The sequence below is a fragment of the Streptomyces sp. NPDC057302 genome (assembly GCF_042667685.1).
GTDB lineage: Bacteria > Actinomycetota > Actinomycetes > Streptomycetales > Streptomycetaceae > Streptomyces.
The window spans coordinates 32,778-43,565 of sequence record NZ_JBHUZJ010000080.1 but is presented as its reverse complement, the minus strand read 5'-3'; the positions used below and the strand labels follow the sequence as shown (position 1 = coordinate 43,565).

7 protein-coding genes are annotated in these 10,788 nt (G+C 71.8%); 3 read left to right on the top strand and 4 right to left on the bottom strand.

Going from position 1 to position 10,788, the window contains the following annotated elements; translation table 11 throughout:
• Positions 1 to 148 precede the first annotated feature (148 nt).
• A complete protein-coding gene (locus ACFUPX_RS36305; protein WP_383332532.1) occupies positions 149 to 910 on the bottom strand; it encodes a GntR family transcriptional regulator in 762 nt (253 codons plus the stop codon).
• A gap of 135 nt (positions 911 to 1,045) precedes the next feature.
• Between ACFUPX_RS36305 and ACFUPX_RS36300 the strand changes: the two genes are divergently transcribed.
• Positions 1,046 to 1,897 carry a (2Fe-2S)-binding protein gene (locus tag ACFUPX_RS36300; protein WP_383332530.1) on the top strand — a complete coding sequence of 284 codons (852 nt, stop codon included), beginning with the start codon at positions 1,046 to 1,048 and terminating at the stop codon, positions 1,895 to 1,897.
• A gap of 232 nt (positions 1,898 to 2,129) precedes the next feature.
• Positions 2,130 to 3,194, top strand: a complete 1,065-nt coding sequence (locus tag ACFUPX_RS36295; protein WP_383332528.1) for a DUF2637 domain-containing protein — start codon at positions 2,130 to 2,132, stop codon at positions 3,192 to 3,194.
• A 39-nt stretch (positions 3,195 to 3,233) separates the two neighbouring features.
• Here the strand turns inward: ACFUPX_RS36295 and ACFUPX_RS36290 are convergent, their stop codons facing one another.
• On the bottom strand, positions 3,234 to 3,716 hold the full coding sequence (locus ACFUPX_RS36290; protein WP_383332526.1) for an ATP-binding protein: 483 nt from the start codon (positions 3,714 to 3,716) through the stop codon (positions 3,234 to 3,236).
• A 217-nt stretch (positions 3,717 to 3,933) separates the two neighbouring features.
• Here ACFUPX_RS36290 and ACFUPX_RS36285 point away from each other — a divergent pair, with 217 nt between their 5' ends.
• Positions 3,934 to 6,990 (top strand): alpha-mannosidase, encoded by a 3,057-nt coding sequence (locus ACFUPX_RS36285; RefSeq protein ID WP_383332524.1) that lies wholly within the window; start codon positions 3,934 to 3,936, stop codon positions 6,988 to 6,990.
• A 7-nt stretch (positions 6,991 to 6,997) separates the two neighbouring features.
• On the opposite strand, the gene ACFUPX_RS36280 is transcribed toward ACFUPX_RS36285, so the two are convergent.
• Together ACFUPX_RS36280 and ACFUPX_RS36275 are read right to left on the bottom strand one after the other, a co-directional pair.
• The gene (locus ACFUPX_RS36280; RefSeq protein ID WP_383332522.1) at positions 6,998 to 8,740 is read right to left on the bottom strand and encodes a pyruvate dehydrogenase; all 1,743 of its coding nucleotides are present in this window, start codon (positions 8,738 to 8,740) and stop codon (positions 6,998 to 7,000) included.
• 74 nt (positions 8,741 to 8,814) lie between these two features.
• The gene (locus tag ACFUPX_RS36275) at positions 8,815 to 10,701 is read right to left on the bottom strand and encodes a protein phosphatase 2C domain-containing protein (RefSeq protein WP_383332520.1); all 1,887 of its coding nucleotides are present in this window, start codon (positions 10,699 to 10,701) and stop codon (positions 8,815 to 8,817) included.
• Between the last annotated feature and the right edge of the window lie 87 nt (positions 10,702 to 10,788).

The window sequence follows — 10,788 nt, the reverse complement described above, 5'->3', positions numbered from 1 at the left end:
ACGTAGGAGTTCGTCCTCAAACGCCGGACGGACTATTCCAGCCCGTCCGGCGTTTGAGGACATCTTGTAGGGGGGTTCCAGGGGGCGGAGCCCCCTGGTTTCGGGAAGGGGTGGGATTGGGGAGAGCCCCGCAGGGACCGCCCGAACCTCAGCCCCCCGCCCCCGCGAAGTGCTCCCGCACCAAGGCCTGCACAACCCCAAGATCCTGCGCCACCAACGCCTCAAGCAGAGCCATGTGCTCCGCCGCGTCAGCCACGAGATCCGCCCGCCGCCCGGCGACAGGGCCACTCACCAGGGGCCACTGCGACCGCCGGTGCAGATCGTCCGCCACCTGCACCAGCTGCTGATTCCCCGACAGGCCGAGGACCGCCCCGTGGAAGGCCCGGTCCGCCTCCGCGTACCGGGCGAGATCCCCACCGGCCGCCGCCACCGCACTCGCCTCCGCCAGCGGCCGCAACTCGCACCACCGCGCCGCGGGCACCGTCCGGGCCAGCCGCAGCATCACCGGCACCTCGATCAGCGCCCGCACCTCCGCCAGCTCCCCCAGCTCCCGAGCGCTGCGCTCGGTGACCCGGAAGCCGCGGTTCGGTACGACCTCCACCGCTCCCTCGATCGCCAGCTGCTGCATCGCCTCGCGCACCGGAGTCGCCGAGACCCCGAAGCGCTCGCCGAGCACGGGCGCCGAGTACACCTCGCCCGGCGCGAGCTCGCCGCCGACGAGCGCGGCCCGCAGCGCGTCCAGGATCTGGCCGCGGACCGAGTTGCGCTGCACCGTCCTGCGGGGCGCGGGCAGCGACACCGCCTCCCCGTGCGTGTGCTCACCCCGGGCCTGCGGGGCCGACGAGGCCCGCACCTGCTCCGGCACACGGACGGCGAGGCGGTACGCGTCATGCGCTCTGGCCTGCTCCACGAGGTCCACCCCAAAGTCCGCCGGGTCCGAAAGGTACGAGAGGCACCATAGGCGGACAGCCCTCCAGTTGAAACCTCGATCATTCCGGGTAAGGTAAGGCTTACCTGCAATCGATCGCGATTCGGTGGTCCCCCTATGTCCGTTCCCACCCTGGCGAAGCGCGCCCCGAGCGCCCTCGCGGACGCCTACGCACGCCTCAACGAGGTGTTCCCCGGACTCCGCGTGGACGAGCTGGGCGACGACGAGCAGGCCCCACAGGGCGGCGGCTGGGTCACCGCCGCCCGGCTCGCGGAGGGCGGGGCCGATCTCGACGCGTTCCTGGCGTGGGACGAGGCGCAGGTACTGAAGGACTACGGACAGGCGGGGCGCCCCGACGTCATCGCCAGCTTCGCCCTGCACCGCTATGCCTGGCCGGCCACTCTGCTGATCACCGTGCCGTGGTTCCTGCACCGCCGGGTCCCCCGTTACCCCGTACGGAACGTCTCCTACGAGCGCACGCTGGGCCGCCTCGCCGTCCGCAGCACGGGCTTCGCCTGTCTGCCCGACGATCCGGCGGCCTCGATGCCCGGCGCCCACGTGGTGCCGGACGAGGAGGCGCTGCGCGCGGAGGTGCGGGCCGCCGTCGCCGAGCACCTGGGACCGCTCCTCGACGCCTTCGGGCCCCGGATGCGGCGCCGCTCGCGCGCCCTGTGGAGCCTGGCCACGGACGAGATCGTCGAGGGTCTCTGGTACATCGCCCATCTGCTGGGCGAGGAGCAGCGCGCCACGACCGATCTGGAGCGGCTGCTGCCGGGCGCCACCAAGCCGTACGTGGGGACGGCGGGCTTCCGTGAGCTGCGGGGGCCCAGCGGCGAGTCCCTGCCGACGCGTGATCGCGCGAGCTGCTGCATGTTCTACACGCTGCGTCCCGAGGACACCTGTGTGACCTGCCCGCGCACCTGCGACGCGGACCGCATCGCACGGCTGAGCGCCGCCGCGGCGGCCTGACCGGAGCCCCGCTCCGAACCAAAACGGCGCCCCCTCCCCGTTGAACCACCCTTTCGTGTTCGTTTAATCGAACTCAATTCCCCTTGCCTGCCTTTGAGTTCGAGCAAAACGGCGCGCGCCACACCCCTTTGCACCCCCCTTGGCGTTCTCTTGCCCGAAAACCCCTCTGGGGGCCATCCGGATTGGGTCACTATGGCGCCCGAACGCCCTACCGCGACGCAAGGGACCCCAGATGAGACTGACCGACATATCGCTGGACTGGCTGCTTCCGGGCGGCGTCCTGCTCCTGGGCATGCTGGTGGCGGTGGCGGTACTCGCACGCGGCAAGCGCGCCGGGCAGAAGGCGGCCGCCGGTGCCTCCAGCGACGACACCTGGGAACGCAGCGAGGAGCGCCGCAGGCGCAAGGAAGCCTTCTACGGATCGGCCTCGTACGTTCTGCTGTTCTGCTGTGCGGCGGTCGCCGCCGCACTCTCCTTCCACGGACTCGTCGGCTTCGGCCGGCAGAACCTCAACCTCACCGGCGGCTGGGAGTACCTGGTTCCGTTCGGGCTCGACGGCGCGGCGATGTTCTGCTCCGTGCTCGCCGTGCGCGAGGCGAGCCACGGTGACGCGGCCCTCGGCTCGCGGCTCCTGGTGTGGACGTTCGCGGGCGCGGCGGCCTGGTTCAACTGGGTGCACGCGCCCAGGGGGCTCGGTCACGCGGGCGCCCCGCAGTTCTTCGCCGGGATGTCGCTGTCGGCCGCGGTGCTCTTCGACCGCGCCCTGAAGCAGACCCGCCGTGCGGCACTGCGCGAACAGGGCTTGGTGCCAAGGCCGTTGCCGCAGATCCGGATCGTACGGTGGCTGCGCGCGCCCCGGGAGACCTTCGGTGCCTGGTCGCTGATGCTCCTCGAAGGCGTACGCACCCTGGACGAGGCGGTCGAGGAGGTCCGGGAGGACCGGCGCGAGAAGGAGCGCACCCGGATCAGCAGGCGGGACCGCGAGAAGCTGGAGCGTGCGCAGCTCAAGGCGATCAGCCGCGGCCATCGCAGTCTCCCCGGCCGTGGCCAGGGACGTCAGGTCGATCTGCCGGCGGTCGCGCCGGCCACCGGGTCCGCGCAAGTCGGCGCGGACCCTGCGATAGCCCCGCAGGAACAGGACCAGCTGCCTCTGCGCTCCCGTCCCTCCCTCCAGGCCGTGAAGAGCGGCTCTGAACCCGTCACCGTCGACCTCACCGCCGAGGACGACACCCAGGCGCTGCCGCGGCTCGACTCCCTCGAGCGCAAGCTCAAGGATCTGGAGCAGCAGTTCGGCTGATGTCAGCGGCGCAGGACGGGAGTTGGCCGGAGGTCCGGTTCACGCCGGGCCGCCGTCCAGCTCGAACCACACCACCTTCCCGACCCCGTGCGCGCGTACGCCCCACGCGTCCGAGAGGGACTGCACGAGCATCAGGCCCCGGCCATGCGTGCCGTCGTCGGCGTTCGGCGCGCAGAGCTTGGGGCGGCGCCCCACGAAGTCCCTGACCTCGACGCGCAGCCTGCCGGGCCGCACGGTCGCCGTCAGGATGGCGTCACGATCGGTGTGCACCAGTGCGTTCGTGACCAGTTCGCTGGTCAGCAGTTCGGCTATCTCGGCTCTTCCGGGCCTCCCCCAGGACCGGAGCAGTTCACGCAGCGCGCCCCTGACTTCAGGGACCGCCCGCAGGTCTGATCGCCCCAATCTGCGCCGGAGCTGAGCCCTGTGCGGCTCGCCCGGCTTGCCGTCGGTCGGCTCGTCCCTTGCTTTCGGCGAAGAGGTCCCAAGATGAATGGGACCGCCCCCTCTTACCTGCCTGGCCATGACCCCCGCCCACAAAACGAGTCAATTCCTTCCTGCTCGAACACGCTCACGGAATGCATGCCCCACCCGGATGGCGGCACTCATGTCCATTCGTCAACGATTGGAGTGGGTGCGCCCGAGCCTTGCGGGGAAGTGAAGCGGTGGACCGTTTCTGCATGATCCCGACCGGGCTCTTACGCCCCGCGCCGGGACCGCCCGAGCATTCCGAGGAGCCGCCGTGCACGACGACCGACTGCTGGTGGAGGGACGCCTGGAGCGCGCCCTGCGGCAGTTCATCCGCCCCGCCCAGTACGCGGACCGTGTGCCGCTCGCCCTCTCCGTCTGGCACGCGCCGGGCGAACCCGTCCCCGTCGCCGAGGCCATCGACGCCTCGTACGCGCCTTTCGAAGCGGGCACGGAGTGGGGAAAGCCCTGGTCAACGAGTTGGTTCCGGCTGCGCGGTCAGGTGCCGGAGGCCTGGCGGGGGCGGCATGTGGAGGTGGTCGTCGACCCCGGCTTCACCGGTGAGGGACCCGGCTTCCAGGCCGAGGGGCTCGTGTACGACGCCTCGGGCGTGCCCATCAAGGGCATTCACCCCCGTAACCGGCACATCCCGGTGGCGGCGGTCGCCCAGGGCGGTGAGCCGGTGCACCTGCTCCTGGAGGCCGCCGCCAACCCGGCCGTCCTGCACGACTTCGAGCCGACACCTTTGGGCGATGTTCTGACCGCCGGAGATCGCCCCATCTACCGATTCGCGTCTGCCGACCTCGCCGTACTGGACGAGGACGTATGGCAGTTGACACTGGACATCGAGGTCCTTTCGGAGCTGATGTACGAGCTGGACGCGGCCCGCCCGCGGCGGCACGAGATCCTGCGCGCCCTGGAGAGGGCGCTCGACGCGCTCGATCTGCACGACGTGCCGGGCACGGCGGCGGCGGCCCGCGCCGAGCTGGCGGACGTCCTCGCGAGCCCCGCCCATGCCAGCGCGCACCGGGTGTCGGCGACCGGGCACGCGCACATCGACTCGGCCTGGCTGTGGCCGCTGCGCGAGACCGTACGCAAGGCGTCGCGCACCTTCGCCAACGTGACGGCGCTCGCCCAGGACTATCCCGAGCTGGTCTTCGCCTGCTCGCAGGCCCAGCAGTACGCGTGGGTCAAGGAGCACCAGCCGCACATCTGGGAGCGCATCAAGAAGGCCGTGGCGGACGGCAACTGGGCGCCGGTGGGCTCCATGTGGGTCGAGTCGGACGCCAACATGCCGGGCGGCGAGGCGCTGGCCCGCCAGATCACGCACGGCATGCGGTTCTTCCGCGAGGAGCTGGGGGTGGAGACGCAGGAGATCTGGCTGCCGGACTCCTTCGGCTACACGGCGGCGTTCCCGCAGCTGGCGAAGCTCGCGGGCGTGCGCTGGTTCCTCACCCAGAAGCTGAGCTGGAACCAGTCCAACAAGATGCCGCACCACACGTTCTGGTGGGAGGGCATCGACGGCACCCGCGTCTTCACGCACTTCCCTCCGGTGGACACCTACAACTCGCAGTTCCACGGCGCCGAACTCGCCCACGCGGAGAAGAACTTCGCCGAGAAGGGCCGCGCCTCACGCTCCCTGGTGCCGTTCGGCTGGGGCGACGGCGGTGGCGGTCCTACCCGCGAAATGCTGGAGAAGGCGCGGCGGTTGCGCTCCCTTGAGGGGTCGCCGCGCGTCGAGATCGAGCGTCCTTCGGCGTTCTTCGCCGCCGCCGAGGAGGAGTACGGGCAGCGGGCGCCGGTCTGGTCCGGTGAGCTCTATCTGGAGCTGCACCGCGCGACGTACACGACGCAGGCGGCCACCAAGCGTGGCAATCGTCGCACCGAACACGCCTTGCGCGAGGCCGAGTTGTGGTGCACGGCCGCCGCGGTGCGCGACCCCGCGTACGTCTACCCCTACTCAACCCTCGACCGGCTCTGGAAAACCGTGCTCCTGCACCAGTTCCACGACATCCTGCCGGGGTCGTCGATCGCCTGGGTGCACCGCGAGGCCCGCGACACGTACGCGCGCGTGCTGGCCGAGCTCGACGAGCTCACCGCGGCGGCGGTCCGCTCGCTCGGCCCGGGTGGGCCCGCCGCGCTCAACTCGTCGCCGTACGCCCGCAGTGAGGTCGTCACGGACGAGGACGGCGCCCTGGTGCACGTCCATGTCCCGGCCCTGGGAAGCACGAGCCTGGACGAGGCCGCCTCGTACACACGGGAGACCGGGGCGAGCGCAGTGCTCGCCGACGGTGAGATCCAGTTGCTCAACGAGCATCTGCGCGTGGCGATCGACGCGGACGGCCTGCTGACCTCCGTGCACGACATCGACGCGCACCGCGAGGTCCTCTCCCCCGGAACGCGCGGAAACCTCCTCCAGCTGCATCCCGATCACCCGACGCACTACGACGCCTGGGACCTGGACAAGCACTACCGCAATACGCACACGGACCTCACGGAGGCCGAGTCCGTGGAGCTGGTCGAGGACGGGCCGCTGCGGGTTGCCGTCCGGGTGGTGCGCGCCTTCGGGAAGTCGCGGATCACCCAGGAGATCCGGCTAGCGGCGGGCAGCCGTCGTGTCGACGTCGTCACGGACGTCGACTGGCAGGAGTCGGAGAAGGTGCTCAAGGCCGCTTTCCCGCTCGACGTGCACGCCGAACGGTCCGCCGCCGAGATCCAGTTCGGGCACGTGCACCGCTCCACGCACGCCAACACCGGCTGGGACGCGGCCCGTTTCGAGATCTGCGCGCACCGGTGGCTGCGGGTCGCCGAGGAGACGTACGGCGTGGCGGTGCTCAACGACTCGACGTACGGCCATGACGTGACGCGCGCTCCGCACGGCGACGGGCTCGGCACCACCGTGCGGCTCACGCTCCTGCGCGCCCCGCACAGCCCGGACCCGGAGACGGACCTGGGCGTGCACCGGTTCACGTACGCGCTGCTGCCCGGCGCGTCGACGGGCGACGCGGTCGCGGAAGGGCTCGCCCTGAACCTGCCGCTACGGGTCGCCGCGGCGCCCGTGCTGCCGTCCCTGGTGAGCGTCGACAACCCGGCGGTGACCGTGGAGTCGGTGAAGCTCGCGGACGACGGGAGCGGTGATGTCGTGGTGCGGCTCTACGAGTCGCGGGGCGGGCGCGCGGCGGCCGCGCTCACCACGTCGTTCGCGGTGGGCACGGCCGAGGTGACCGATCTCCTGGAGCGCCCGCTCGAACCGGCGCACACCGACGACGCGGGTCTCGTGCTCGCGCTGCGGCCGTTCCAGATCGTGACGCTGCGGCTGCGGCCCGCCTGATTGACCGTCAGGGGCGTGGCACGTTGCGCAGGTTGGAGCGTGCCATCTGCACCATCCTGCCGACTCCGCCGTCCAGGACGATCTTGCTGGCGGAGAGCGCGAAGCCGGTCACCATGTCCGAGCTGATCTTGGGCGGGATGGAGAGGGCGTTGGGGTCCGTCACGATGTCGACGAGGGCGGGCCCCTTGTGCGAGAAGGCGTCCTTCAGGGCGCCCACGAGCTGCTTGGGCTTCTCGACGCGCACTCCGTAGGCACCGGCGGCGCGGGCCACGGCGGCGAAGTCGGGGTTGTGGTTGGCCGTGCCGAACGAAGGGAGTCCGGCCACCAGCATCTCCAACTCGACCATGCCCAGGGCGGAGTTGTTGAAGAGGACGACCTTCACCGGCAGGTCGTACTGGACGAGGGTGAGGAAGTCGCCCATCAGCATGGAGAATCCGCCGTCGCCCGACATGGAGACGACCTGGCGTTTGCGGTCGGTGAACTGGGCGCCGATCGCCTGCGGCAGGGCGTTGGCCATCGAGCCGTGGCTGAAGGAACCGATGATGCGGCGCTTGCCGTTTGGGGTGAGGTAGCGCGCCGCCCAGACGTTGCACATGCCCGTGTCGACGGTGAACACCGCGTCGTCGGAAGCGAGTTCGTCGACCACGGACGCCACGTACTCGGGGTGGATCGGGATGTGCTTCTCGACCTTGCGCGTGTAGGCCTTGATGACGCCTTCGAGCGCGTCCGCGTGCTTCTTCAGCATCTTGTCGAGGAACTTGCGGTCGGACTTGGGCGTGACGCGCGGGGTGAGACAGCGCAGGGTCTCGCGTACGTCGCCCCAGACGGCGAGGTCCAGCTTGGAGCGGCGGCCGAGGCGCTCGGGGCGGACGTCGACCTGGACGATCTTGACGTCGTCGGGCAGGAAGGCGTTGTACGGGAAGTCGGTGCCGAGCAGGATGAGGAGGTCGCACTCGTGGGTGGCCTCGTACGCGGCTCCGTAGCCGAGCAGGCCGCTCATGCCCACGTCGTACGGGTTGTCGTACTGGATCCACTCCTTGCCGCGCAGGGCGTGGCCCACCGGGGACTTGATCTTCTCGGCGAACTCCATGACCTCGGCGTGCGCGCCTGCCGTGCCGCTGCCGCAGAAGAGGGTGACCTTGTCGGCCTCGTCGATCATCGCGGCGAGCTTGTCGATCTCCGCGTCGCCGGGGCGCACGGTGGGGCGCGAGGTGACGAGGGCGCTCTCGGGGGACTTGTCGGGGGCGGTCTGGTCGGCGATGTCTCCGGGCAGGGTGACGACGCTGACGCCGGACTGTCCGATCGCGTGCTGGATGGCGGTCTGGAGCAGCCGCGGCATCTGCTGCGGGCTGGAGATCATCTCGCTGTAGTGACTGCACTCCTGGAAGAGCCGGTCGGGGTGGGTCTCCTGGAAGAAGGAGAGACCGATCTCGCTCGACGGGATGTGCGAGGCGAGGGCGAGGACGGGCGCCATGGAGCGGTGGGCGTCGTAGAGGCCGTTGATCAGGTGCAGGTTGCCGGGGCCACAGGATCCGGCGCAGACGGCGAGGCTCCCGGTGATCTGGGCCTCGGCGCCGGCCGCGAAGGCCGCCGTCTCCTCGTGCCTGACCTGCACCCAGTCGATGCCCTTGGTGCGCCTGATCGCGTCCACGACCGGGTTCAGGCTGTCGCCCACGACTCCGTACATACGGCGCACACCGGCGCGGTGGAGGATGTCGACGAACTGCTCGGCGACGTTCTGCTTGGCCATGGCTTCACGAACCCTTCAGTCCCCTTGACTGCTCTGCGACTCTCTTGGGGTCCATGAATTCACAGGGCGGGCGCTCACGCCTCCCAAACGGCGGCCGCCGTTCGGTCGTCCGCGTACCCCTTGACCCTGACCTGGACGTCCGCCAGGAAGGTCGCGAGGCCCGGCGGACCGCTCTTGGCCCACCGCTGGGTGAGGTGCGCGGCGAGCTCGGGCTCACCGCGCAGGGGCTCCGCGAGGCCGCCGCTGCAGAGCATCAGGGCATCACCCGGGCGGGCTACGGAGGCACGGAAGCGGAAGGGCTCGCGGGGCGGCGGCTCGGGGGCGGGCTCGTACGGACTCGGGGGCGTGATGATCCCCATGTCCATGGTCAGCCGATCGCCCTCCGGGGTCTGCGCGGGCACGGACCCGAAGCCGACGACAGGGGGTCCCGGGTCCCCCGCGGAGTCGCTGACGTGGGGCTCGATGTCCTGCCACGCGCCGTCCCTGAGCCGGAAGAGTCCGCCGCCGCCGACACCGAAGAAGACGCGGGTGCGGCACTCGGGGTCGGCGGGCAGGAGGAGGCAGCGCAGGGACGCCGCGTACTCATCGGGCTCGATGCCGAGGTCGGCCGCGTGGGCGCGGAGCTTGCCCAGGCTGCGGTCCGTGAGCCGGTGCAGCCCGCTCTTGAGGTCCCCGCGGCGGGCGGCCCTGATGTCCTCGGACAATCGCTGGTGGCTGCGCCCCACGGCCCGCCCGATCCACGCGCAGGCCTCGGCGGCGGCGCGGTGCGCGCCCGGCGTGGCCCGCGCGCCGGTGGCCATGGCCACCAGGACGAGAGCACTCTCCCCGGTCCCGAACCGCGCGGTGAGCAGCGAGTCGCGCCGCGGCTCGCCCCGATAGCGGGCGGAGTCCCCGCGCACGGAGACGGCGCGGAGGGTGGAGGTGCCGTAGCGGGCACCGTCCAGGACGGTGTCGGCGACCAGATCGCCGAGGTCGTCCGGGTCGGCGGCGGGCAGGACGGTGGGCTCGGCGTCATAGGTGGGCGGCCCGTCGCCCACGTACGCGACGGCGTCCACGGAAGCTCCCGCCACGGGCGGCTGCGGTCCCCCCGGGGCCGGCGCCTGCGACCCCGCAGCCGCGGACTCCTCGGGCGCGCGGGGCGCGGGAACGGCGGTGGTGCGGCTCGGGTCCCCCGGGGGCTTCGGCGGCCCCGCCGGGAAGGTGACAGGCCCCGTGGGCGCGGCGGAGGGCTCCCAGGGGGCGACGTCGGGGCGGATGCGGGCGGCGGCCGTGGGCGGGGGCTGGTACGGGGGCGACGGCGGCGCGGGCGGCTCCCCCGGCGGCGCGGGATCCGGCGTGCGGGGAGCGAGGTCCGGGGCAGGACCCGGCGTCCGGGGAGCCAGGTCCGGGGCAGAGCCCGGCGGGCGGGGAGCGAGGTCCGGGGCAGGACCCGGCGTGCGGGGAGCGAGGTCCGAGGCAGGACCCGGCGTCCGAGGAGCAAGATCCGGGGCAGAGCCCGGCGTCCGGGGAGCAAGGTCCGGGGCAGGACCCGGCGTCCGGGGAGCAAGGTCCGGGGCAGGACCCGGCGTCCGGGGAGCAAGGTCCGGGGCAGGACCCGGCGTCCGGGGAGCGAGGTCCGGGGCAGGGCTTGGCGGGCGGGGAGCCAGGTCCGGCGGGGCGTCCCGCGTGCCCCGGCCGTCCTGGAGGTCCCGGGGCCAGGGCTCCGGATCGGGGAAGCGGCCTGGGCGCGGGACTGTTCCTTCCGCGCCCTCGACGCCCGGGGTCGCGCCCTCGCCCCCGGGGGTCGGCGCGGAGTCGGTCGCGCTCTCGCCCGCCGCGCCGACCGCCGACGCGAACCTGTCGTCGAGGGTGTCGGCCGCCTCGGCCGGACCCGTGTCATGAGCGGAGTCGTCGTACAGCTGACTCCACCAGTCGTCCTCCTGGCCGGAGGCCCCGTCGTGCCTCTCCCCCTGCTGGCTCATGCCCCTATTGTCCACCGCAAAGGCCGCACGAAAACGGTGCATCCGGAAATTCCGGCCACCGGAAGGGTGATGAGGGCCGCCGGGCGG